The sequence below is a fragment of the Streptomyces sp. NPDC029836 genome, from assembly GCF_055574495.1.
In genome coordinates this window covers 18,412-39,646 of record NZ_JBVHZI010000005.1, presented here as the reverse complement: position 1 = coordinate 39,646, position 21,235 = coordinate 18,412, and the positions used below count along the sequence as shown (strand labels likewise).

Annotated in this window: 23 protein-coding genes and 1 riboswitch; of the genes, 12 read left to right on the top strand and 11 right to left on the bottom strand. The window is 71.3% G+C overall.

Features of this window, described 5'->3' with window-relative positions; genetic code table 11:
- Positions 1-6: 6 nt before the first annotated feature.
- Entirely contained in the window at positions 7-657 is a 651-nt protein-coding gene (leuE, locus tag ACZ4XJ_RS16665) for a leucine efflux protein LeuE (protein WP_362879818.1), read from the bottom strand.
- 233 nt (positions 658-890) lie between these two features.
- Here leuE and ACZ4XJ_RS16660 point away from each other — a divergent pair, with 233 nt between their 5' ends.
- Positions 891-1,748, top strand: a complete 858-nt coding sequence (locus ACZ4XJ_RS16660) for a L,D-transpeptidase family protein (protein ID WP_468496588.1) — start codon at positions 891-893, stop codon at positions 1,746-1,748.
- 215 nt (positions 1,749-1,963) lie between these two features.
- On the opposite strand, the gene ACZ4XJ_RS16655 is transcribed toward ACZ4XJ_RS16660, so the two are convergent.
- Together ACZ4XJ_RS16655 and ACZ4XJ_RS16650 are read right to left on the bottom strand one after the other, a co-directional pair.
- Complete coding sequence (locus tag ACZ4XJ_RS16655; protein WP_362879816.1) at positions 1,964-3,016, bottom strand: hypothetical protein; 1,053 nt, start codon at positions 3,014-3,016, stop codon at positions 1,964-1,966.
- Positions 3,016-3,726: an RNA polymerase sigma factor gene (locus ACZ4XJ_RS16650; RefSeq protein WP_362879864.1), complete on the bottom strand. Its 711-nt coding sequence runs from the start codon at positions 3,724-3,726 to the stop codon at positions 3,016-3,018. Before ACZ4XJ_RS16650 ends, ACZ4XJ_RS16655 begins: the two co-directional genes overlap by 1 nt.
- A 419-nt stretch (positions 3,727-4,145) precedes the next feature.
- Here ACZ4XJ_RS16650 and ACZ4XJ_RS16645 point away from each other — a divergent pair, with 419 nt between their 5' ends.
- The 9 genes from ACZ4XJ_RS16645 (at position 4,146) to ACZ4XJ_RS16605 (ending at position 11,032) form a co-directional block, all read left to right on the top strand.
- Positions 4,146-4,772, top strand: coding sequence for a 2-oxo-4-hydroxy-4-carboxy-5-ureidoimidazoline decarboxylase (locus tag ACZ4XJ_RS16645; protein ID WP_468496587.1), 627 nt, complete (start codon positions 4,146-4,148; stop codon positions 4,770-4,772).
- 152 nt (positions 4,773-4,924) lie between these two features.
- Positions 4,925-5,305, top strand: a complete 381-nt coding sequence (sdhC, locus tag ACZ4XJ_RS16640; RefSeq protein ID WP_468496586.1) for a succinate dehydrogenase, cytochrome b556 subunit — start codon at positions 4,925-4,927, stop codon at positions 5,303-5,305.
- Positions 5,306-5,310: 5 nt separating this feature from the next.
- Positions 5,311-5,793 carry a succinate dehydrogenase hydrophobic membrane anchor subunit gene (locus tag ACZ4XJ_RS16635; protein WP_362879813.1) on the top strand — a complete coding sequence of 161 codons (483 nt, stop codon included), beginning with the start codon at positions 5,311-5,313 and terminating at the stop codon, positions 5,791-5,793.
- Positions 5,794-5,816: 23 nt separating this feature from the next.
- Positions 5,817-7,571 (top strand): succinate dehydrogenase flavoprotein subunit, encoded by a 1,755-nt coding sequence (gene sdhA, locus ACZ4XJ_RS16630; protein ID WP_362879812.1) that lies wholly within the window; start codon positions 5,817-5,819, stop codon positions 7,569-7,571.
- A complete protein-coding gene (locus ACZ4XJ_RS16625) occupies positions 7,571-8,338 on the top strand; it encodes a succinate dehydrogenase iron-sulfur subunit (RefSeq protein WP_362879811.1) in 768 nt (255 codons plus the stop codon). Before sdhA ends, ACZ4XJ_RS16625 begins: the two co-directional genes overlap by 1 nt.
- Positions 8,339-8,487: 149 nt before the next feature.
- Positions 8,488-9,009, top strand: coding sequence for a hypothetical protein (locus ACZ4XJ_RS16620; RefSeq protein WP_362879810.1), 522 nt, complete (start codon positions 8,488-8,490; stop codon positions 9,007-9,009).
- 446 nt (positions 9,010-9,455) lie between these two features.
- Positions 9,456-9,860: a hypothetical protein gene (locus tag ACZ4XJ_RS16615; RefSeq protein ID WP_362879809.1), complete on the top strand. Its 405-nt coding sequence runs from the start codon at positions 9,456-9,458 to the stop codon at positions 9,858-9,860.
- 3 nt (positions 9,861-9,863) lie between these two features.
- Complete coding sequence (locus tag ACZ4XJ_RS16610; RefSeq protein WP_362879808.1) at positions 9,864-10,289, top strand: thiol-disulfide oxidoreductase DCC family protein; 426 nt, start codon at positions 9,864-9,866, stop codon at positions 10,287-10,289.
- An 11-nt stretch (positions 10,290-10,300) separates the two neighbouring features.
- A complete protein-coding gene (locus ACZ4XJ_RS16605; RefSeq protein ID WP_362879807.1) occupies positions 10,301-11,032 on the top strand; it encodes a TetR family transcriptional regulator in 732 nt (243 codons plus the stop codon).
- Positions 11,033-11,086: 54 nt separating this feature from the next.
- Here the strand turns inward: ACZ4XJ_RS16605 and ACZ4XJ_RS16600 are convergent, their stop codons facing one another.
- Complete coding sequence (locus ACZ4XJ_RS16600; protein ID WP_468496585.1) at positions 11,087-11,494, bottom strand: hypothetical protein; 408 nt, start codon at positions 11,492-11,494, stop codon at positions 11,087-11,089.
- Positions 11,495-11,499: 5 nt separating this feature from the next.
- Between ACZ4XJ_RS16600 and ACZ4XJ_RS16595 the strand changes: the two genes are divergently transcribed.
- A complete protein-coding gene (locus ACZ4XJ_RS16595) occupies positions 11,500-11,646 on the top strand; it encodes a hypothetical protein (RefSeq protein WP_468496584.1) in 147 nt (48 codons plus the stop codon).
- A 43-nt stretch (positions 11,647-11,689) separates the two neighbouring features.
- Here the strand turns inward: ACZ4XJ_RS16595 and ACZ4XJ_RS16590 are convergent, their stop codons facing one another.
- From ACZ4XJ_RS16590 to ACZ4XJ_RS16580, 3 genes are all read right to left on the bottom strand, one after another.
- A complete protein-coding gene (locus tag ACZ4XJ_RS16590; RefSeq protein WP_468496583.1) occupies positions 11,690-13,246 on the bottom strand; it encodes an ABC transporter substrate-binding protein in 1,557 nt (518 codons plus the stop codon).
- Positions 13,247-13,346: 100 nt separating this feature from the next.
- Complete coding sequence (locus ACZ4XJ_RS16585; RefSeq protein WP_468496582.1) at positions 13,347-14,672, bottom strand: metallophosphoesterase; 1,326 nt, start codon at positions 14,670-14,672, stop codon at positions 13,347-13,349.
- Positions 14,669-14,914 (bottom strand): SCO4848 family membrane protein, encoded by a 246-nt coding sequence (locus ACZ4XJ_RS16580; protein WP_362879803.1) that lies wholly within the window; start codon positions 14,912-14,914, stop codon positions 14,669-14,671. The genes ACZ4XJ_RS16585 and ACZ4XJ_RS16580 overlap by 4 nt, the downstream gene beginning before the upstream one ends.
- A 121-nt stretch (positions 14,915-15,035) precedes the next feature.
- Between ACZ4XJ_RS16580 and ACZ4XJ_RS16575 the strand changes: the two genes are divergently transcribed.
- Positions 15,036-16,295, top strand: coding sequence for a D-alanyl-D-alanine carboxypeptidase family protein (locus ACZ4XJ_RS16575; protein ID WP_362879802.1), 1,260 nt, complete (start codon positions 15,036-15,038; stop codon positions 16,293-16,295).
- A gap of 338 nt (positions 16,296-16,633) precedes the next feature.
- On the opposite strand, the gene ACZ4XJ_RS16570 is transcribed toward ACZ4XJ_RS16575, so the two are convergent.
- From ACZ4XJ_RS16570 to ACZ4XJ_RS16555, 4 genes are all read right to left on the bottom strand, one after another.
- Positions 16,634-17,629 carry a YihY/virulence factor BrkB family protein gene (locus tag ACZ4XJ_RS16570; RefSeq protein ID WP_468496581.1) on the bottom strand — a complete coding sequence of 332 codons (996 nt, stop codon included), beginning with the start codon at positions 17,627-17,629 and terminating at the stop codon, positions 16,634-16,636.
- 157 nt (positions 17,630-17,786) lie between these two features.
- On the bottom strand, positions 17,787-18,383 hold the full coding sequence (locus ACZ4XJ_RS16565; protein ID WP_362879800.1) for a 2'-5' RNA ligase family protein: 597 nt from the start codon (positions 18,381-18,383) through the stop codon (positions 17,787-17,789).
- A gap of 139 nt (positions 18,384-18,522) precedes the next feature.
- Entirely contained in the window at positions 18,523-19,536 is a 1,014-nt protein-coding gene (gene trpS / locus ACZ4XJ_RS16560; protein WP_362879799.1) for a tryptophan--tRNA ligase, read from the bottom strand.
- Between the two features lie 290 nt (positions 19,537-19,826).
- A complete protein-coding gene (locus tag ACZ4XJ_RS16555) occupies positions 19,827-21,095 on the bottom strand; it encodes a serine hydroxymethyltransferase (RefSeq protein ID WP_468496580.1) in 1,269 nt (422 codons plus the stop codon).
- Between the two features lie 36 nt (positions 21,096-21,131).
- A riboswitch (ZMP/ZTP riboswitch) is annotated at positions 21,132-21,222 on the bottom strand.
- Between the last annotated feature and the right edge of the window lie 13 nt (positions 21,223-21,235).

The window sequence follows — 21,235 nt, the reverse complement described above, 5'->3', positions numbered from 1 at the left end:
CGCCGCTCAGCTGGTGGCGAGCTTGGCGGCGAAGCCCAGGAAGAGCACGCCCGCCGCCGAGGTCGCCCCCGCCGAGAGGCGCTTGCGGCGGCGGAAGGCGGCCGACAGCCGGGTCCCGGTGAAGATCAGGGTCGACAGGTACACGAAGCTCACCAGTTGCGACACCACGCCCAGCAGCAGGAACGACAGCGCCGGGTAGGCGTAGCCGGGGTCCACGAACTGCACGAAGAACGACAGCAGGAACAGGATCGCCTTCGGGTTGACCAGGCTGACCACCAGCGCCCGCCGGTAGGGCCGCTCGGCGGCGCCCGTCGGCTGCTCGCCGGTCAGCAACTCCTCCTGGTGGACCTTGCGGTCGCGCCACATGGCCCACGCGGCCCGCATCATGCCGACCGCCAGCCAGCCCAGGTAGCCGGCGCCGAGGAACTTCACGACGGTGAACACCAGCGGGCTGGCCTGGAGCAGCGCGCCCGCGCCGGCCGCGGTCAACACCATGAGGACGGTGTCCCCGGTGAACACCCCGGAGGCCGCCTTGTAACCCTCCTTCACCCCGCTGCGCGCGGCGACGGACAGCACGTAGAGCGAGTTCGGCCCCGGCAGCAGCACGATCAGCACCAGGCCGGCGAGGTACGTAGGAAGGTCTGTGACACCCAGCATGGGCAGGAGTGTCCCACAGGGACGCACCTGTACCGCCAGTGAGTTTCACGGGGTGGTCGGAGGGACCCGCGAGGACCGCCGGGGCGCCGCTGCGCGGGCGGGTCCGGGGGCTGGTACAACCGTCCCCCGACGGCCCCCGGTCACAATGGCGCAACATCCCGGAACCCTCCGCAACTCTCCGCGCCCCCGAAGCATCACTTGCATACACACGACGTTGAAATCGGGGGACCGCGATGTACCGCCAGAAAGTCATGATCCGTACGCTCGCCCTGGCCGCATCGGTCGCGCTCGCCGCGACCGCTTGCGGCCCGCAGGGCTCCGCTCCGGCCGCACCGGGCTCGTCCGCGTCGGCGCCGGCGGCCTCGCCGTCCGGGTCGGACAACAAGCCGGGCGGGTCCTCGCCGGCGCCCGGCGCCTCGGCATCGGCCTCGGCCGGACAGCCGTCGGCGCAGGGTGGCGCGAAGCCGATCATGGCGAACGGCGACGAGAGCGACCAGATCCGCGACCTCCAGGCCCGGCTGCGGCAGCTCAAGCTGGTGTCGGTGGCCCCCACCGGCTTCTACGGGTCGAAGACCACGGCCGCGGTCAGGACGTTCCAGTCGAACAACGGGCTCCCGGCGACGGGCGCGGTCGACGAGGCCACCTGGCAGAAGGTCCAGAGCCTCAGCAAGGCGCCGACCGAGGAGGAACTGCGTCCGCCGACCAGCAACGAGCTCGCCGCCCCGGACCCGCGCTGCATGGAGGGCCGGGTCATGTGCATCAGCAAGGAGAGCCGCACCCTCGCCTGGATGATCGACGGCAAGGTGGTCTCGTCGATGGACGTGCGCTTCGGTTCGGAGAACACCCCGACCCGCGAGGGCCTGTTCAAGGTGGACCGCAAGGAACGGAAGTGGACGTCGACGCTCTACCACACGTCGATGCCGTACTCGATGTTCTTCAGCCAGGGTCAGGCGGTGCACTTCTCGCAGGACTTCGCGAACCGCGGCTACAGCGGGGCCTCGCACGGCTGCGTGAACGTCCGTGACATGGCCAGGCTGTCGGCCATGTTCGAGCAGGTGCAGGTGGGCGACAAGGTCGTCGTCTACTGGTGATCCGCTCCCGGTGATCCACCGGGCGGAAGTTGAGGGCGCGGGCAGGGCCGGGGGAACGTGCCCCGCCCGCGCCGGTTGCGCAGAGCCCAGGGGTACGGGGGGAACCCCGGCTCATGCGCGGCCGATGACCAGTCGGCTCGTTATGTACTGCGCCGGCGGTTCGAAAAGTGTTACTGGGGGTGTGCGAAGCCGTTCCCGGCGACGCGCCGGCCGGTTCAGCGACGGTTGCGGGAGCCGAGCGAGACGCCCGGGGCCGGGACACCGGTGGCGGGGGCGGGGACCTTCAGGACCTCGCCGCCGGGCCCGTCCCAACCGCCCTGCGGGAGGCCGTCGCGGGGCCCGTCCAGCACGGACTCGCAGTACCGGGGGATCTTCGCGAGGGCCCCGGCGAGCTTGCTGAGGCGCGAGCGGCGGTCGTCGTTCATCCGGCCCGCGCGGTAGTCCTCGCACAGGTCCGCGGCCCGCGCCAGCTTGTCACGGTCACGGTCCTTGCCGGCGCCGCCGCCGGCGCCCGGATCCGGCTTGCCGGTCCGGTCGGTGAACAGTTCCCGGCCGGCGTCCTCGGTCTCGTTAGCGCCCGATCCGGTGCTCGCGCTCGTGCCGGTCCCCGCGCCACCGCCGGGGAAGTGGGACGCGGAGCCACTGCCCGAGGTGGTGCCCGGAGTCGTACGGCTGTCCGTGCCCGGCATCCGCGAGGTGCCCGGGGAGGCCACGAAGCCGTCGCCGCGCAGCGGGGCGGTGGGGTCCGGGCGCGGGATGAGCGGGGCGGGCTCGTCGCTCCCGTCGCCGGCGGGGCGGTCCGTGTCGGCGCTGACGGAGACGGCCGGCGCGGGGCCGGCGGCGTGCCGGGCCTCCCGGTCCAGCAGCCCGCTGCCCGCGACGGCCGCGATCCCGCCGACCGCGACGCCCGCCAGGGCCGCCGCGAGACCGAAACGGACCGGGGTGCTCGTACGCCGCTGCGCGGGGATCCGTACCCGGGGCACCGGGGTGAGGGAGATCAGGGGTTCGGCGGCGGCGGGGACGGGTGCGACGGGGGTGGGGCGCGGCGCCGGGGCCGTAGCGCGCGCGGCGCGGAAGGCGGCCAGGGCGGCGTCCTCGCCGGGCAGTTCCCGGTCGGGCCGCGCGGGCACGGTGAGGGAGTCCAGGGCGGCGCGCAGCCGGGCCTCGTCGGCGCGGGCCCGCGGGTCGGCGCCCGGTCCGGCGGGTTCTCCGCGCAGCAACCTGTCCGCCGCGGCTGCGTCCAGCCACCCGTTGTGCTCGTCGGCCATCACATGTCCTTCTGCGTCCGCCAACGTGAATGCGTCACACCGGTTTGTTCCACGAGGCCCCCGGCGCGGCCGCGTTGCGCCGGTACGGCGTCCAGATCGCGCTCCCGTGCCTGATCATCGGCATTATGGCCGACGCGGAAGGCGGATTCCGCTTCGTTTTCGGAACTGGCCAGCAGTTCCGCGAGTCTCTTCAGTCCCCGGTGCGCGGCGGTCCGGACCGCGCCGGGCCGCTTGCCCAGGGTCTCGGCCGCGCTCTTCGCGTCCAGGCCGACCACCACGCGCAGCACGACGGCCTCGGCCTGGTCCTGCGGGAGCTGGGCTATCAGCGCCATGGTGCTGCCGGTGGACAGGGCCTCCATGGCGGCGCCCGCGGTGTCGCTGTCGGCGGCGTGAGCGGTGAGTTCGCTCTCGTCGCCGCCTATGGCGGGCCGCCGGCCGCGCATCCGGATGTGGTCGAGGGCCCGGTTGCGGGCGATGCGGGCGGCCCAACCGCGGAAGCGGTCGGCGTCCCCGGTGAAGGAGTCGAGGTCGCGGGCGATCTGCAGCCAGGCCTCGGACGTCACGTCCTCCGCGTCGCCGTCGCCGACGAGCGTGCGTACGTATCCGAGCAGGCGCGGGTGCACGGCGCGGTACACAGTCCGGAACGCGTTCTCGTCGCCGTCCTGTGCCGCGAGCACCGCGGCGGTCAGCTCCGCGTCGTCCCCCAGCAAAGTCCCCAACCCGTTCACTGTCCTGTACGTGTGGCGCAAATCCGCACGTTACGGCTTTCAAGCACCTCTCGTCCACGAGTTGTACAACCTGCAACCAACCCTGCGCGGAGCGGGGTGTGACACAAAACGCACTCGCGGCGCTGACAGGGGTACGGGCTTGTCGCACGAGTCCGTGTCGGATGGCGACCGGGGCCTCTCCTGTGGGGGGTGGCGGCCTCGGTCGTCCTCCTCCTTTGCACATCCTCCCGGGTGCCGCGGGGCGCACCCGCCGGATCCGGCCACGCGCCGGCGACGGACACCTCCGGACACCGGGGGACATCGCCGGACGGCCGGCCCGTCGCGGCACAACTCATCCTTTCGGCTCACTTCCGGGTGAAATCTCCGCACGGGTACGACACTCTCCCGGGGAGATCGCTAGCGTGGCGGTACACCCGCGCCGCGCCCCGAGGAGAACTCCGCTGTCCAGCCACCTTCCGGCACAGGTCCGCGGCACAGCCTCCGGTTCCGGGCCGGCCCGGTTCAACTCCCTGGCCCCCGAAGCCGCCCGGGCGGCGCTGCTGCACTGCTGCGGCAGCCGACGCTGGGCGCACCGGGTCGCCACCCACCGCCCCTACCCGGACACCGCCTCGCTGATCGCCGCCGCGGAGGAGGCCTCCTACGACATGTCCCAGGCCGACCTCACCGAGGCGCTGGCCGCGGAGTCCTCGGCGGAACTGGGGCACGGGGCCCCGTACGCGGCGATGCTGGCGCTCGACGCGGCCCGGGCGGAGTACGAGCGCACCTTCCGGCACGCCTTCGTGATCTGTCTGGACGACCACCCGCCGGAGGAGCAGGTGGACCAGCTGTTGGCCGCGATCCGGCGCAGAATGGCTCACGAGATCGACGAGGAACGCTCGATCTCGGCCGAGGAACTGCGCCTCGTCGCCCGCGGCCGGCTCCTCCGACTGCTGGACCGGCTGCCCTCGGCACCGGAAGGCTCGTCCGGGACGGTCCCCGACGGTGGACCATATGAGGCCGATTTCGGGCTATTCGCCCCTGTGGGATAGTCCGTCCGTGCCTGTTTGATCACACCGATGGCCCCCGCGCAAGGGAACCGACAAAGCGTCGCTACGATGTCCGGGGCCGGAGGACCGTACCCGGCCGGGCCCGACCGACAAAGAAGCCGGCTGGCCCCCGCCCCGCTTCCGGAGGGTTTTCCGTGCCGGCTGGAACGTTGTACCGCGGCCGGGAAGGAATGTGGTCCTGGGTGGCTCATCGAGTCACCGGCGTCCTCATCTTCTTCTTCCTGTTCGTACACGTCCTCGACACCGCTCTCGTTCGCGTCTCACCCGAGGCGTACGACGATGTCGTGGCTACCTACAAGACTCCGATCGTCGCGCTGCTGGAGTACGGCCTCGTCGCCGCAATCCTGTTCCACGCGCTCAACGGTCTTCGTGTCATCGCTGTGGACTTCTGGTCCAAGGGACCGCGCTACCAGAAGCAGATGCTCTGGACCGTCGTGGGCATCTGGGTCGTGATGATGATCATGGCGATCCTCCCCGTTCTGGGCCACGCCTACCTCGAACTGTTCGGGAAGTGACACGCATGTCTTCTGACACTTCTTTCGACAAGGGCATCGGCGGCGTGGAGGGCGTGTCCCTCTACGACGTCGACAACCCGGCGCCGTACATCGAGGCCCCGCGCAAGCGGACCAGCAAGACCCCGCGCTCGACCCGGGGCAACTTCGAGATGGTCGCGTGGCTCTTCATGCGCCTCTCGGGCATCGTCCTGGTCGTGCTCGTGCTCGGCCACCTGCTCATCCAGCTGGTGCTGGACGGCGGCGTCTCCAAGATCGGCTTCGCCTTCGTGGCCGGCCGCTGGGCGTCCCCGTTCTGGCAGATCTGGGATCTGCTGATGCTGTGGCTGGCCATGCTGCACGGCGCGAACGGCCTGCGTACCGTCATCAACGACTACGCGGAGCGTGCCAACACGCGGCTGTGGCTGAAGGGCCTGCTCTACACCGCCACGGTGTTCACCATCCTTCTGGGCACGCTGGTGATCTTCACCTTCGACCCGAACATCCGCTAGGCAACGGGGCTGAGGCGAATCCCATGAAGATCCACAAGTACGACACCGTCATCGTCGGCGCAGGTGGCGCCGGCATGCGCGCCGCCATCGAGGCGACGAAGCTCAGCCGCACCGCCGTGCTGACGAAGCTCTACCCCACCCGCTCCCACACGGGCGCCGCGCAGGGCGGCATGGCTGCCGCGCTGGCCAACGTGGAGGACGACAACTGGGAGTGGCACACCTTCGACACGGTCAAGGGCGGTGACTACCTGGTCGACCAGGACGCCGCCGAGATCCTGGCGAAGGAGGCCATCGACGCGGTCCTCGACCTGGAGAAGATGGGCCTGCCGTTCAACCGCACCCCGGACGGCACCATCGACCAGCGCCGCTTCGGCGGGCACTCCCGCAACCACGGCGAGGCGCCGGTCCGCCGGTCCTGCTACGCCGCGGACCGCACCGGCCACATGATCCTCCAGACGCTGTACCAGAACTGCGTCAAGGAGGGCGTGGAGTTCTTCAACGAGTTCTACGTCCTGGACCAGCTCCTGGTCGAGGAGGACGGCGTCACGAAGTCGGCCGGCGTGGTCGCGTACGAGCTCGCCACCGGCGAGATCCACGTGTTCCAGGCGAAGTCCGTCATCTACGCCTCCGGCGGCACCGGCAAGTTCTTCAAGGTGACCTCCAACGCGCACACCCTCACCGGTGACGGCCAGGCGGCCTGCTACCGCCGGGGTCTGCCGCTGGAGGACATGGAGTTCTTCCAGTTCCACCCGACGGGCATCTGGCGCATGGGCATCCTGCTGACGGAGGGCGCCCGCGGTGAGGGCGGCATCCTCCGCAACAAGGACGGCGAGCGCTTCATGGAGAAGTACGCGCCGGTCATGAAGGACCTCGCGTCCCGTGACGTCGTCTCGCGCTCCATCTACACGGAGATCCGTGAGGGCCGCGGCTGCGGTCCCGCCGGTGACCACGTGTACCTGGACCTGACGCACCTGCCGCCGGAGCAGCTCGACGCGAAGCTCCCGGACATCACCGAGTTCGCCCGCACGTACCTCGGCATCGAGCCGTACACGGACCCGATCCCGATCCAGCCCACCGCGCACTACGCCATGGGCGGCATCCCGACCAACGTCGAGGGTGAGGTCCTGCGCGACAACACCACCGTCGTCCCGGGCCTGTACGCGGCCGGCGAGGTCGCCTGCGTGTCGGTGCACGGCGCCAACCGGCTGGGCACGAACTCGCTGCTGGACATCAACGTGTTCGGCAAGCGCTCGGGCATCGCCGCGGCGAAGTACGCCCACGCGCACGACTTCGTCGAGCTGCCGGAGAACCCGGCGCAGCAGGTCGCCGACCTGGTCGAGCAACTGCGCGACTCCACGGGCCACGAGCGGGTCGCCGACCTGCGCCTGGAACTCCAGGAGACGATGGACGCCTGCGTGATGGTGTTCCGTACGGAGCAGACCATCAAGACCGCGGTCGACAAGATCGCGGAGCTGCGCGAGCGGTACAAGAACGTCTCCGTCCAGGACAAGGGCAAGCGCTTCAACACGGACCTGCTGGAGGCCATCGAGCTGGGCAACCTGCTCGACCTGGCCGAGGTCATGGCCGTGTCCGCGCTCGCGCGCAAGGAGTCCCGCGGCGGTCACTACCGCGAGGACTACCCGAACCGCGACGACGTCAACTTCATGCGCCACACCATGGCGTACCGCGAGGTCGACTCCGACGGCAAGGATTCCGTCCGGCTGGACTACAAGCCCGTCGTCGTCACCCGCTACCAGCCGATGGAGCGTAAGTACTGATGGCCACCCCGACCCTGTCCAAGACGGACCAGATGGAGGCGGCCGCCGCCGCTTCGCCGTTCATCACGGTGACGTTCCGGATCCGCCGGTTCAACCCGGAGGTCTCGGAGGAGTCGACCTGGCAGGACTTCCAGGTCGAGATCGACCCGAAGGAGCGCGTGCTCGACGGTCTCCACAAGATCAAGTGGGACATCGACGGCACGCTGACCTTCCGTCGCTCGTGCGCGCACGGCATCTGCGGCTCCGACGCGATGCGGATCAACGGCAAGAACAGGCTCGCCTGCAAGACGCTGATCAAGGACATCAACCCGGAGAAGCCGATCACCGTCGAGGCCATCAAGGGCCTCACGGTGATGAAGGACCTCGTCGTCGACATGGAACCCTTCTTCCAGGCGTACCGGGACGTCATGCCGTTCCTGGTCACCAAGGGCAACGAGCCGACGCGCGAGCGCCTGCAGTCCGCCGAGGACCGCGAGCGCTTCGACGACACCACCAAGTGCATCCTGTGCGCCGCGTGCACGTCCTCGTGCCCGGTGTTCTGGAACGACGGCCAGTACTTCGGCCCGGCGGCGATCGTCAACGCGCACCGCTTCATCTTCGACTCGCGCGACGAAGCCGGTGAGCAGCGGCTGGAGATCCTGAACGACAAGGACGGCGTGTGGCGTTGCCGCACGACCTTCAACTGCACCGACGCGTGCCCGCGTGGCATCGAGGTCACCAAGGCGATCCAGGAAGTCAAGCGCGCGCTCATCACGCGCCGCTTCTGATCCTCCCCGTCGCCGCGCCGGAGGCCCGCACCCCCGAGGGGGTGCGGGCCTCCGGCGCGTCCCGGCCGGCGCCGCGCCGGCTCGCGGCGGCCCGAAGGGGCCCGCCGGGCGGGTACGGAGGCACCGGCCGCTGTGGAAAGATCGGCCGTATGAGTGAGCAGCAGCCGAATCCGTATGCGGGCGGGCCGGGCGGGCAGCCCGGGCCGGGTGACTACACGTGGGGCCCGGGCGAGCCCAGTTACGGTTACCCGCAGCCCTATCCGACCGCGCCGCCGCCCTACCAGCCGACCATGGGCGCGGGCCTGCCCGCGCCCGTTCCCGGCCCGATGGGCGGCTCGTTCGCGCTGGGCGACATCACCATCGCGGGCGACCAGATCATCACGCCCTCGGGGACGATGCCGCTGCGGGGCGCGATGTGGAACGCCACCGACTTCTCGCGGACCGAGGAGAAGATCCCGACGCACGCGATCGTGCTGGCCATCGTCTTCGCCCTGTTCTGTCTGATCGGCCTGCTGTTCCTGCTGATGAAGGAGAAGGTCACCACCGGCTACATCCAGGTGACGGTGACCAGCGGCGGTCGCCACCACTCGACGATGATCCCCGCGAGCGACCCTTACGCCATGCAGTGGGTCATGGGGCAGCTCAACCACGCCCGGTCCCTGAGCATCTGAGGTCCGCGCGCCCGAACGCGCGCCCCGATGCCCGAACGCGCACCCCCACGCGCACCCCCACGCCCGCCCGCACGACCGCCCGCCCGAACCACCGCCGACCTGCGGAGATCCGTGGAAACGCGGTGGCGACGGGGTCCCGGCCGCGGGCGGATCACGGGATGACCCTTTCTCATGAGGTGACCGGGCCCGGCCCCGTACAGCGACCACGGCGCCGTCCCGGCGCTGCTGGACCGACTCGGCGTCGGACGCGCCGCGTTCGTCGGCTCCTCCTACGGCGGCCGGATCTCGCTGCGGATCGCCGTCCCCACCCCGAGCGGGCCTCGCGCCTGGCACTGCTTGGGGGACGTGCGTCTTCGAATGCGTTCAAAAGTTTGCTTGAACCTGTTCAAAAAGAGGTCTAGAGTCAACGACGTCAGCAGTTGAACACGTTCAAAGGGGCTGGGGCAATGGACCTCACCGTGGTCGCGTACGTCATCTACCTGCTCATCAGCATCGGACTCACCGTCTGGGTGGCCCGCACGCTCAGCCGCAACGGCCGGGTCTTCATCGGTGACGTCCTCCAGGGGAACGAGAAGCTCGCCGACGCCGTCAACCAGCTCCTGGTGGTCGGCTTCTACCTGGTCAACATCGGGTTCGTGACCCTCTACCTGCGGTCGAGCGAGGACATCCTCGCGGCCCGCGACCTCTTCGAGGCACTGTCGGTCAAGCTCGGCGTCGTCCTGCTCGTGCTCGGCGTCATGCACCTCGGGAACGTGTGGGTGCTCAACAAGATGCGCCGCCGGGGCGTCATGGAGCGTCAGCACACCCCGCCCGTCGCCCCGCAGGGGTGGACCCCGCAGACCGGGGTCTGAGCGATGGGACCGTCGTCGCCGCCCGTACGGCACCTGACCGTCCTCTACGACGCCAACTGCCCGGTCTGCGTGCACATCCGGCAGTGGTTGCTCGCGCAGCGCTGCCTCGTACCGCTGCGGCTCGTGCCGGCCGGGTCCTACGAGGCGCGGCGCCGCTTCCCGCGGCTGGACCACGCGGCGACCCTGCGCGACATCACGGTGGTCGGTGACAAGGGGCAGGTCTGGAGCGGTACGGACGCCTTCATCGTCTGCCTGTGGGCGCTCGTGGAACACCGGCCGAGGGCCAACTGGCTGGCCACCGCGGCCGGCCGACCCTTCGCCAAGGCGGCCATGTACACGGTCTCGGCCGTACGGCAGGCGGTACGGACCGACCCCGCAGCGGAGCCCGGGGAACCACTCTGTGACGAGCAGTGCCCCGCACCCCGATAAGGTCGGACACCGTGACAGATCAGAAGGCGCCCAAGAGCGAGCAGACCCGGACGCTCATCCTCGAAACCGCGCTCCGGCTCTTCCAGGAGCGCGGGTTCGACAAGACGACCATGCGGGGGATCGCCAAGGAGGCGGGGGTCTCGGTCGGAAACGCCTACTACTACTTCGAGTCGAAGGAACACCTGGTCCAGGGGTTCTACGACCGGATCGGCGCGGCCCACCAGGCGGCCGTCCGGCCGATCCTGGACCAGGAGACCGACCTGCAGAAGCGGCTCGCCGGGGTCCTGACGTCGTGGCTGGACATCGCGGCGCCGTACCACGAGTTCGCCTCCCAGTTCTTCAAGAACGCGGCGGACCCGGAGAGTCCGCTCAGTCCCTTCTCACCGGAATCCGAACCGGCGCGCAAGGCGGCGATCGACATGCACCGCGAGGTGCTCGCCGGTGCGAAGACGAAGGTTCCCGAGGAACTGGCCGACGTACTGCCCGAGCTGATGTGGCTTTCGCAGATGGGGCTGGTCCTGTACTGGGTCTTCGACCGCTCGCCGGACAGCCGCAAGACCCGGCGGCTCGCGGAGCGCGGCGCGCAGCTGACGACGCGGGGCATCGTCCTGGCCAGGTTCCGGGTGCTGCGGCCGTTGGTGCGCGAGGTGCACGAGCTGTTCGCGGACTTCCTGCCGGGCATGGCCCAGACGGCGGTCGCGCGCGGCAAGCGGGCCTCGGACCCGCACCCCGACGAGGCGTAGCCGGACAGCCGACCCGCAGGCCCGTCGGACGGTCGGACGGTCGGACGGTCGACGTCAGGCCCCGAGGACCAGGAGGCCGGCCACGGCCGGGCCGAAGGCGCCGCCGAGCTGGTGGGCCAGGGTGAACAGGCCGATGGCGGCGGGGCGCCGGCCCGCGTCGGGGGCGGCGGCCACGGCGTGCGTGGACAGGACGGCGTTGGCGGCGGTGGCGGTGAACACGCCCGCCGCCGTGGCCGCCAGCAGCAGCGGGCCCGAGTCGGCGAGGACGGCGGTGAGGGCCGAGGCGGCCCCGAGCGCGGCCAGGACCGTACGCAGGACCCCGCGGCCGATCCGGGCCGAGGCGGCGGCGAGCGGCCAGGACAGGGCGGATCCGGCGAGCAGCGCCACGAGTTGCCCGGTCCCGACGGCGGCCGGATCCCAGCCCGCGCGGTCGGCGAGCAGCCGGGGCGCCGTCAGCAGCACCGTGAATGGAGATCAGCGGGAAGGTGATGGAGGCTCACCTGCGGCACTACGCCCGGCTGCTGGACCCACTGGGCCGCGACGGGACGGCCGCCGTCGCCGAGGCCCTGCGGACCCTCCTGCTGGCCCACGGGGACACGCCCGCGTTCGACTGAGCGGGGCGGGCCGGCGCCTCGGAGGGGGGCCGACCCGGGCCCGTCAGAGCCAGTTCAGCTCCCACAGGCGCCACACGCCCGTGCCGTCGGAGAGGTACTGCGCGCCGGTGACGGCTTCGCGGGACAGGACGTAGTCCTTCTTCTGCCAGAGCGGCAGCATCGGGACCTGTTGGGCGACGACCTTCTGCAGTTCGCGGAAGTCGGTGGCGGCCCCCGCCCGGTCCGAGAAGGACTGGGTACGGGTGATCAGCTCGTCGACGCCCTTGTCGGAGTAGCCGTTGTTCATGCTGGAGCCGGCGCCTACCAGCGGGGCGAGGAAGTTGTCGGCGTCCGGGAAGTCGGCGATCCAACCGATCGTGTAGGCGTCGTACTCCCCCGCCGCGTAGCCCTTCTGGAAGTCGGCCCACGCCTCGACGGGCTTGACCGTGACCCGGAACAGGCCCGTGGACTCCAGCTGCCGCTTGATCTCCGTCGCCTCGGCCACGTTCGCCCCGCGCGTGTTGACGCCCAGCGTCAGCGGGACGGCGGTGGTGACGCCGGCGTCCTTGAGGAGCTTGCGGGCGAGCGTCCCGTTGGGAGAGGGGTACGCGTCGAAGAAGGGCGTGCTGTGCGCCGCGATGCCCGCCGGGACGAGCGAGTACAGCGGGGTGACGGTGCCCTTGTAGACGTCCCCGGAGATCTTCGAGCGGTCCAGTACGGCGGCCACGGCCTGGCGGACGGCCGGCTTCTCGGCCGCGGCGCCCGGACGGACGTCGAAGACCAGGTTGCGGGTCTCGGTGCCGCCGGAGGTCTGGTAGCGGATGTCCTTCAGGCCCGGGTTCAGGCCCGCGAGGACCTCGGGCGGCATGTCGCGGTGCGCGACCTCGACCTTCCGCTCCCGCCAAGCCCTGTCGAGGTCGGCGGAGTCCGCGAAGTACCGGACGGTGACGCTCGCCCGCGCGGGCCCGGCCCGGCCCTTGTACGCCGGGTTCGGCTCCAGCTCGGCGCTCGCGCCGGGCCGGTACGCGCCGAGGGTGTACGGGCCGGTGCCGTCGACCCGGTCGCCCTCGCGGAGCGCCTCCGCCGGGTACTTCTCCTTGTCGACGATCGAGGCCGCGCCCGTCGCGATCTTGAAGGGGAAGGTGGCGTCGCGGGCCGACAGGTTGAAGGTCACCGTGCGGCCCTCGGCGCTCACCGACGCCGGCGTGTTGAACAGCGGGGCCGGCCCCTGCTCCGAGTTGATCCGCTTGATCCGGTCGAAGGAGAACTTCACGTCCTCGGCCGTGACCGCGCGGCCACCGGAGAACTCCAGGTCCGGACGCAGCTCGCACCGGTAGGTCGTCAGGTTCTGCCCGACGAACGCGCAGGAGGAGGCGGCGTCCGGGACGGGGGTGTCGGAGCCGGGCTTGATGGTCAACAGCGACTGGTAGACGTTGCTGAACAGGGCCCAGGAGCCGGCGTCGTAGGCGCCGGCCGGGTCGAGCGCCGAGACGACGTCGCTCGTCCCGACGTGGATGACCCTCCTGCCGTCGTCCCCGGTGGGCAGCATCTGCCACCCGCCGACGCCCGCGGCGGCCAGGACCAGCCCGGCCGCAATGATCTTCGAGCGGACAGACCGCATCCCCTGAACCCCCGCTATTCGAACCAGCTATCCGATTATCGGTCACCCCATCACAGAAGATCAGCCGGCGGAAGGGTCACGATGCTTCGGTCAGCCCTGGTCAGGCCTGGTATGAGGCGAGTTCGACCACGGTGATGTCGGACGGCGCCCCGACCCGGACCGGCGGCCCCCACGCGCCCGCGCCGCGGGACACGTACAGCTGGGTGTCGCCGTAGCGCTCCAGGCCCGCGACGGTGGGGTTGGCCAGCTCGGCGAGGTAGTTGCCGGGCCAGAGCTGTCCGCCGTGGGTGTGGCCGGACAACTGGAGGTCCACCCCGTGCCGGACGGCGTCGTCGATCACGACCGGCTGGTGCGCGAGGAGCACCGACGTACGGGAGCGGTCGCGGTCGCCGAGCGCCGCCGCGAAGTCGGGGCCGTGGCCCTCGGTCTCGCCGGCGATGTCGTTGACCCCGGCGAGGTCGAAGTACGGCAGTTCGCGGCGGGCGTTCTCCAACGGGGTCAGGCCGAGTTCGCGGACGTGGTCGACCCACTGCTGGGCGCCGGAGAAGTACTCGTGGTTGCCGGTGACGAAGAAGGTGCCGTGCCGGGCGGTCAGCCCGCGCAGCGGCGCCGCGGCGGGACCGAGGTCCTGGACGTCACCGTCGACGAGGTCCCCGACGATCGCGATCAGGTCGGGCTGCGTGCGGTTGACGGTGTCGACGATCCGCTGGGCGTGGGCCCGACCGAGGACGGCGCCGAGGTGGACGTCGCTGACGACGGCGATGCGGAAGCCGTGCGCGGCACGGGGCAGCCGGGCCAGCGGCACCTGGACCCGCTTCACGCGCGGCCCGCGGAGCACCCCGTAGGTGCCGGTGCCGACGGTGGCGGCGGTGGCGACCAGGGCCGCGCCGCCGAGCGCCCGCGACACGAACAGCCGACGGGTGACCCCGTCGGGCCCCTCGCCCGGAGCGCCCCCGGTGACCGGCGCGGGGGCCGTGGCCACGTCACCCGGTCCGGAGCCGGCGGCGCCGGTGTCGGCGTCGGTGTCGGCCACGGTGGGGGCCGCGTCCTCGCGGACCAAGGGCTCCGGCGCCCGCTCCGGCGCGCCGGTGGCCGGCGCCGTCGTACGGGCCGGGCGGCGCAGCCAGACGCGGCGGACCACCTCGGCCACCAGCACTGCCAGCGTCAGGTAGAGCAGCACCGCCAGCCACATGAAGCCGGGCCAGGCGACCAGCCGCTGGAGCCAGAACGGCGCGCCCGCGCGGCCGGCCGTGAGGGCCGCGACCGCCAGCACCGGCAGCACGAAGGCAGCGACGGTGCCCGCGCGGCGGGCCGGGCCGCCCGCGCGCGTCGTGTCGCGGACCAGCCGGATCCAGAGCCAGCGGTGGACGGAGGCCAGCAGCGCGAGCACCGCCAGGACGATCAGCACAAAGACAAATACGGTCATCTTGATTCCCGACGCAGAGCCATCACACTACGCAAGCCGATCACACCAACGGCCGTCCCCAGGAGAAAGGAAGCCACCGCAAGGAGAAGGTGGACCCAGAAGTACCCCGTAGGGTCGCCGGCCGCGTCGAAGGACAGGCCGCTGCCGTTCCTCCACAGGTTCCGGACGAAGGAAATCCAGATGAACCAGCTCCACACTCCGAAGGCGAGCAGGAACCAGGAGGAGGTTCGGCTGAGTTTCATGACCCCAGTATCGGTTCGGTACCCAGGACGGACGCGCCGGGGTGGGCTGTCCCGGCGGTGGTTGCGGCGGGTTGGCCGGTCCACGACGGCAGACAGTCCATCAGGATGTACTTTCACCTGCGTGTCTGCAAAGAAGACCGCGCTGACGGTCCTGTCCGCCGCGCTGCTCGTTCCCGCCATGCTGGCCGCCCCCGCCCACGCAGCCCAGGAACCGGCGCCGCCGGCCGCGGACGGCAAGGGGCAGCCGCTCAGGGCCAAGGCGGCTCCGGCGCCCCCCGCGTCGATGTCGACCGTCGGCGGGGCCTCGCTCGGACAGCCCGGCACCCAGGTGAACCTGCTGCCCGGCGCGCCCGCCCTGCCGGCGAACCTCACCGGGCGGTCCTGGATCGTGGCCGACGCCGAGACGGGCGAGGTGCTGGCGGCCCACAACGCGCACTGGCGGCTGCCGCCGGCCTCGACGATGAAGATGCTGTTCGCGGACACCGTGCTGCCGAGCCTGCCCAAGGACCGGGTGCACAAGGTCACCGACGAGGAGATGTCCGAGGTCGGGCCGGGCAGCAGTCTCGTCGGGGTGAAGGAGGAGCTAGAGTACACGGTCCACGACCTGTGGCTCGGGGTCTTCCTGAAGTCGGGCAACGACGCCGTGCACGTACTTTCGGCCATGAACGGCGGCATCGAGAAGACCGTCAAGGACATGCAGGCGCACGCCGAGGAACTCCAGGCGCTGGACACCCACGTGGTCTCGCCCGACGGGTACGACGCCCCGGAACAGGTGTCGAGCGCCTACGACCTCACCCTCATCGCCCGCTCCGGCCTGCAGAAGCAGGACTTCCGCGAGTACTGCGGCACGGTGACGGCGCAGTTCCCGGGCCGGCAGGAGGGCGGCAAGCCGCGCGAGTTCTTCGAGATCCAGAACAGCAACCGGCTGATGACGGGCGCCGGCGGCATCAGCCCGTACAAGGGCATCGCCGGGGTGAAGAACGGCAACACCACCATGGCGGGCTCGACCTTCACCGGAGCCGCCCAGCAGGGGTCGAAGAAGCTGCTGGTCACGGTCATGAACCCGGACACGGGCGGGGCCAACTCGGTCTACGAGGAGACGGCCGCGCTCTTCGACTGGGGCTTCGCGGCCGTCGGGAAGGTACGGCCGGTCGGTGAGCTGGTGCCGCCGAAGAGCGAGGACACCAAGTCGCACGGCTCCCCCGCCCAGTCCCACGAGAACAACCCCAGCGCGGGCGGCGACGACTCGGGCAGCAGCGGCATCGGTACGGCGATGGGCATCGCGGGCGGTGTACTGGCCGTCCTGGCGGGCGGGGCCTTCGTGGTGAACCGCCGCTGGCCCCGCGGCCGCCGCGGCCCGGGCGGCGGCCAAGGCGCGTAAGCCCTGGCCGGGCGGGGGGCTACCGGGGCGCACCGGTCGGGCCGTGCGTGCGCCTTGGCCGAGGCGGCCAGGCCGTCGAAACTCGGCCGGCGAGGCCGCCGGGCAACCGGGACTCGGGCGTGGCAGGCGTCAGGCAACCGGAACTCGGCCGGACAGGCCGACAGGCAACCGGGACTCGGCCGGGCAGGCCGCCGGGCAACCGGGACTCGGGCGTGGCAGGCGTCAGGCAACCGGAACTCGGACGGGCAGGCCATCGGGCAACCGGGACTCGGCCAGGCAGGCCGTCAGGCAACCAGAACTCGGACAGGCAGGCCGTCAGGCGGCCGGGGCTCGGGCGGTCAGGCCGGTCGCGGCGGGGGGCCGGTGTCCGGCGTCGGTCGCGGGTCGCCCTTGCCGTCCCCGGAACCGGCCCCGGGCTCGGACCTGGCCCCGGACTCGTCCCCGGACTCGGACCCGTCCCCGGCCGCGCCCGCGGCTTCGGCTTCGGCTTCGCGGGTTGCCGTCCACGCGGCGCAGAAGAGCAGCAGTTTGGCCATGAAGTTGATCCACAGCAGCAGGGCGATCGGCACGCCGAAGGCCCCGTACATGCTCTTGCCGGCGACCTCCCGGATGTAGCCGCTGAGCAGCAGCTTCAGCAGCTCGAAGCCGGCGGCGCCGATCAGGGCCGCCTGGAGCAGGCGGGCGCGCGGGGGTTCGACGCCGGGCAGCAGGGTCAGGACGTAGAGCAGCAGCAGGAACGCCGCGACGACGCCCACGAGGAAGGCCGCGGTGCGCAGCAGCACGCCGCCCGCGCCCCCGGAGGACAGGCCGAGCGCCTCGCCGGACTTGCCGACCGCGCTGGATCCGATGATGGAGGCCGCGGCGGAGGCCAGGCCCGCGCCACCGAGGCCGAGGAGGACGAGGGCGTCCTTGCCCTTGCGGGCGATGGGGTTGCCCTCGTCCTCGTCGTCCTTGTCCCACACCGCGCGCAAGCAGTCCCGCATCGAGCCGACCCAGCCGATGCCGGTGAACAGCAGCAAGGCGGCGGCGACGAGGCCGATCGTCCCGGCGTTCGCGACGAGGCCGTTGATGTCGAGCTGGTCGGAGATGCCGGGGACCTGGTCGGAGAGGTTCTTCTGGAGCCGGTCGAGCTGTTCCTGGCTGAGCAGGCCCGCGCCGACGGCGGCGGCCACCGTGATCAGCGGGAAGAGCGCGAGGAAGCTGATGAAGGTGATGGCGGCCGCGAGCCGGGTCCAGTGGACGCGGTCGAGCCGTTCGTAGGAACGCCACGCGTGCGTCCGCATGGCGGTGGACACCAGCGGCCCGATCACCGGGAGTTTCGTCAGCCAGTCCATGGGGCCACCGTAATTGAGCTGCCGGAAATAGCAGGGATTGCCGGTTTCGGGTACTACGGTCGTCGATTGTGACTTTTTTGCCGACGGCCAGTCCGTTCCACGTCCTGGTCCTGCGCAGCGTCAGGTTCCGCACCGTCCGGGCCCTGCGACCGCTGCGTCAGGAGCGACGGCCCGTCGCCTCGGCGGCGGCTCCGGCGGGTGAGCCGGACTGCGCGGGAATGCCCGTCGGGCCGGTGCCGAACGGGTACTCGTGCAGCTTGCGCCAGACCCCGTCCGAGCCCTGCTCGTAGAGCGCGAAGCCCTCGCACAGCCACTCGGCGGCGTAGTCGGCGAGCTCGGAGTAGGCCCGGTCCATCGCCTCCTCGGAGATTCCGTGGGCGACCGTGACGTGCGGGTGGTACGGGAAGGCCAGCTCGCGGCTGATGGGCCCCTCGGGGTCCCGGACGCAGCTCTGGAGCCGGGTGCAGCCCGCGGCGCCCTCGGCGAGCTTGACGAAGACGACCGGCGAGAGGGGACGGAAGGTTCCCGTCCCGGCCAGTCGCATCGCGAAGGGACGGAAGGACAGCGCGACCTCGGCCAGGTGGGCCCGGATCCGCGGCAGCCGGTCCGTGTCCACCTCGGTGGGCGGTACGAGGGTGACGTGCGTGGGAATGCCGTGCGCGGCGACGTCCCCGAAGCCCGCGCGCAGCTCCTGGAGTCGGCTGCCGTACGGCTCCGGGACCGCGATCGAAACGCCGAGCGTTGCGGTCCCCACGTCTGTCTCCTCCGTGTGTCTGTGTGCGCGGTGGCGTAACGGTGCGGCCGCCGGTCGGGGCGGTGCGGCACCGCCGGTCCGGCAGTGCTGCCGCCAGTGTGGCGGCAGCACCCCCCCTACCGCCAGGGGCGTCGGTCCGTCAGTGCTTCGCGGGCAGGAAACCGAGGCGGTCGTACGTCTGTGCCAGGGTCTCCGCGGCGACCGCCCGGGCCTTCTCCGCACCCTTGGCCAGCAGGGAATCCAGCGTCTCCGGGTCGTCCAGGTACTCCTGGGTGCGCTGCTTGAACGGTGTGACGAAATCGACCATCACGCCGGCCAGGTCGGTCTTCAGCGCGCCGTACCCCTTGCCCTCGTAGCGGGTCTCCAGGTCGGGGATGCTGTCGCCCGTGAGGGTGGAGTAGATGGTGAGCAGGTTGCTGACGCCCGGCTTCTCCACGGCGTCGAAACGGATCTCCGCCTCGGTGTCCGTGACCGCGCTCTTGATCTTCTTCTCGGTGACCTTGGGCTCGTCGAGGAGGTTGACGAGGCCCTTGGGGGACGACGCCGACTTCGACATCTTGATCGCCGGGTCCTGGAGGTCGTAGATCTTCGCGACCTCCTTGACGATGTGCGCGGCGGGCAGCGTGAAGGTCGGGCCGAAGCGGGTGTTGAAGCGCTCGGCCAGGTCGCGGGTCAGCTCGATGTGCTGGCGCTGGTCCTCGCCGACCGGGACGGCGTTCGCCTGGTAGAGCAGGATGTCGGCGACCTGGAGGATCGGGTACGTGAACAGGCCGACGGTCGCGTTGTTGACGCCGCCCTTGGCGGACTTGTCCTTGAACTGCGTCATCCGGCTCGCCTCGCCGAACCCGGTGATGCAGTTCATGACCCAGCCGAGCTGGGCGTGCTCGGGCACGTGGCTCTGGACGAAGAGCGTGCAGCGCTCGGGGTCCAGGCCGGCCGCGAGGAGCTGGGCGGCGGAGAGGCGGGTGTTCGCGCGGAGGTCCTTCGGATCCTGCGGCATGGTGATCGCGTGGAGGTCGACCACCATGTAGAAGGCGTCGTGCGTCTCCTGCAGGGCGACGTACTGACGGATGGCTCCGAGGTAGTTCCCGAGGTGGAACGAACCGGAGGTGGGCTGGATACCGGAGAGCGCGCGAGGACGATCAGAAGCCATGGCCACATTCTCTCAGGTGCGGGGGCGCGCTCCGGCCCGGCGCCGGCCGGAACCGGTGCGCCGCGACGACGGCCCGTGCGCCGCGGCCCCGACGTGCGGCGGGACCCGGCCGCGTACCGGGCGGTAGCGGGGCGGCCGGATACCGCCCCGGCCGAGCGACCGCTTTGCGCCGCCGGCCGGGGGTCCGCCGTACCGGCCGAGCGACCGCTTCGGACCCCCGGCCGCCCCGTTCCCCGGGCGGGGAACGGGGCGGCCGGCCGGGCCGGCCGGGCCGGCGGACCGCCGGATCGTCAGGCGAGCGGCAGGCCGGGCGCCGGGAAGGCCGCCATCAGGTCCGTGACCTCCGCGCGGATCGCGGCCAGGGCCGCCTCGTCCCCCTTCGCGGCGGCGTCGACCGACCGGGAGATCCAGTCCGCGACCAGCGGCATGTGCTCCGTCGTCAGGCCGCGCGAGGTGAGCGACGGGGTGCCGATGCGGATGCCGGACGGGTCGAACGGCTTGCGCGTGTCGAACGGGACGGTGTTGTAGTTGACCACGATGCCCGCCCGGTCCAGCGCCTTCGCGGCGACCTTGCCGGGGACCTCGCGCGAGGTCAGGTCCATCAGGATCAGGTGGTTGTCCGTACCGCCGGACACCAGGTCGAAGCCCCGGCCCGACAGTTCGGCGGCCAGCGCCTTCGCGTTGGCCACCACCGCGTGGGCGTACGCGGTGAACGACGGCTGGGCGGCCTCGTGCAGGGCCACCGCGATGCCGGCGGTCGTCTGGTTGTGCGGACCGCCCTGCAGACCGGGGAAGACCGCCTTGTCGATGGCCTTGGCGTGCTGCTCGCGGCACATCAGCATCGCGCCGCGCGGACCGCGCAGGGTCTTGTGGGTGGTCGTCGAGATCACGTCGACGTGCGCCGCCGGGGACGGGTGCGCACCGCCCGCGATCAGACCGGCGATGTGGGCGACGTCCGCGACGAGGACGGCGCCCGCCTCCTCGGCGATCGAGGCGAAGGCCGCGAAGTCGATCGTGCGCGGCAGGGCCGTACCGCCACAGAAGATGATCTTCGGGCGTTCGGCGAGGGCCAGCTCGCGCACCGCGTCGTAGTCGATCCGACCGGTCCGCTCGGAGACGCCGTACTGCACGCCACGGAACCAGGAGCCCGTCGCCGAGACGCCCCAGCCGTGGGTGAGGTGCCCGCCCATCGGCAGGGCCATGCCCATGACCGTGTCGCCGGGCTTCGCGAACGCCAGGTAGACGGCCAGGTTCGCCGGGGAGCCCGAGTACGGCTGCACGTTGGCGTGGTCCACGCCGAACAGGCCCTTCGCCCGCTCGACGGCCAGGGCCTCGACGCGGTCGATGTTCTGCTGGCCCTCGTAGTAGCGGCGGCCCGGGTAGCCCTCGCTGTACTTGTTCTGGAGCACCGTGCCGGAGGCTTCGAGCACGGCGGCGGACACGTAGTTCTCACTGGGGATCAGGCGCAGGGTCTCGGCCTGGAGCGTTTCCTCCGCCGCGACGAAGGACGCCAGTTCGGGGTCGGTCGCGAAGAGGGCGGGGTGGCGGCGCGCGTTCATGGCGGCTCCTCCGGGGTCGATGTCGACAACTCGTCCCCGCGAGGCCCAGGCGAGCGGCCCTGTGTGCGGTCGTGCGCGCACGGCTCCCCCGGAGTCCGTTCTCCGTGCGCCAGTCGCCGTGCGTGGCGCCCACCCTAGCG

Bases quoted from the DNA above. Each gene is read 5' to 3' on its own strand.
- leuE (WP_362879818.1), bottom strand. From the start codon at position 657: ATGCTGGGTGTCACAGACCTTCCTACGTACCTCGCCGGCCTGGTGCTG.
- ACZ4XJ_RS16660 (WP_468496588.1), top strand. From the start codon at position 891: ATGTACCGCCAGAAAGTCATGATCCGTACGCTCGCCCTGGCCGCATCG.
- ACZ4XJ_RS16655 (WP_362879816.1), bottom strand. From the start codon at position 3,016: ATGGCCGACGAGCACAACGGGTGGCTGGACGCAGCCGCGGCGGACAGG.
- ACZ4XJ_RS16635 (WP_362879813.1), top strand. From the start codon at position 5,311: ATGTCTTCTGACACTTCTTTCGACAAGGGCATCGGCGGCGTGGAGGGC.
- sdhA (WP_362879812.1), top strand. From the start codon at position 5,817: ATGAAGATCCACAAGTACGACACCGTCATCGTCGGCGCAGGTGGCGCC.
- ACZ4XJ_RS16625 (WP_362879811.1), top strand. From the start codon at position 7,571: ATGGCCACCCCGACCCTGTCCAAGACGGACCAGATGGAGGCGGCCGCC.
- ACZ4XJ_RS16620 (WP_362879810.1), top strand. From the start codon at position 8,488: ATGAGTGAGCAGCAGCCGAATCCGTATGCGGGCGGGCCGGGCGGGCAG.
- ACZ4XJ_RS16615 (WP_362879809.1), top strand. From the start codon at position 9,456: ATGGACCTCACCGTGGTCGCGTACGTCATCTACCTGCTCATCAGCATC.
- ACZ4XJ_RS16610 (WP_362879808.1), top strand. From the start codon at position 9,864: ATGGGACCGTCGTCGCCGCCCGTACGGCACCTGACCGTCCTCTACGAC.
- ACZ4XJ_RS16595 (WP_468496584.1), top strand. From the start codon at position 11,500: ATGGAGATCAGCGGGAAGGTGATGGAGGCTCACCTGCGGCACTACGCC.
- ACZ4XJ_RS16590 (WP_468496583.1), bottom strand. From the start codon at position 13,246: ATGCGGTCTGTCCGCTCGAAGATCATTGCGGCCGGGCTGGTCCTGGCC.
- ACZ4XJ_RS16585 (WP_468496582.1), bottom strand. From the start codon at position 14,672: ATGACCGTATTTGTCTTTGTGCTGATCGTCCTGGCGGTGCTCGCGCTG.
- ACZ4XJ_RS16580 (WP_362879803.1), bottom strand. From the start codon at position 14,914: ATGAAACTCAGCCGAACCTCCTCCTGGTTCCTGCTCGCCTTCGGAGTG.
- ACZ4XJ_RS16570 (WP_468496581.1), bottom strand. From the start codon at position 17,629: ATGGACTGGCTGACGAAACTCCCGGTGATCGGGCCGCTGGTGTCCACC.
- trpS (WP_362879799.1), bottom strand. From the start codon at position 19,536: ATGGCTTCTGATCGTCCTCGCGCGCTCTCCGGTATCCAGCCCACCTCC.
- ACZ4XJ_RS16555 (WP_468496580.1), bottom strand. From the start codon at position 21,095: ATGAACGCGCGCCGCCACCCCGCCCTCTTCGCGACCGACCCCGAACTG.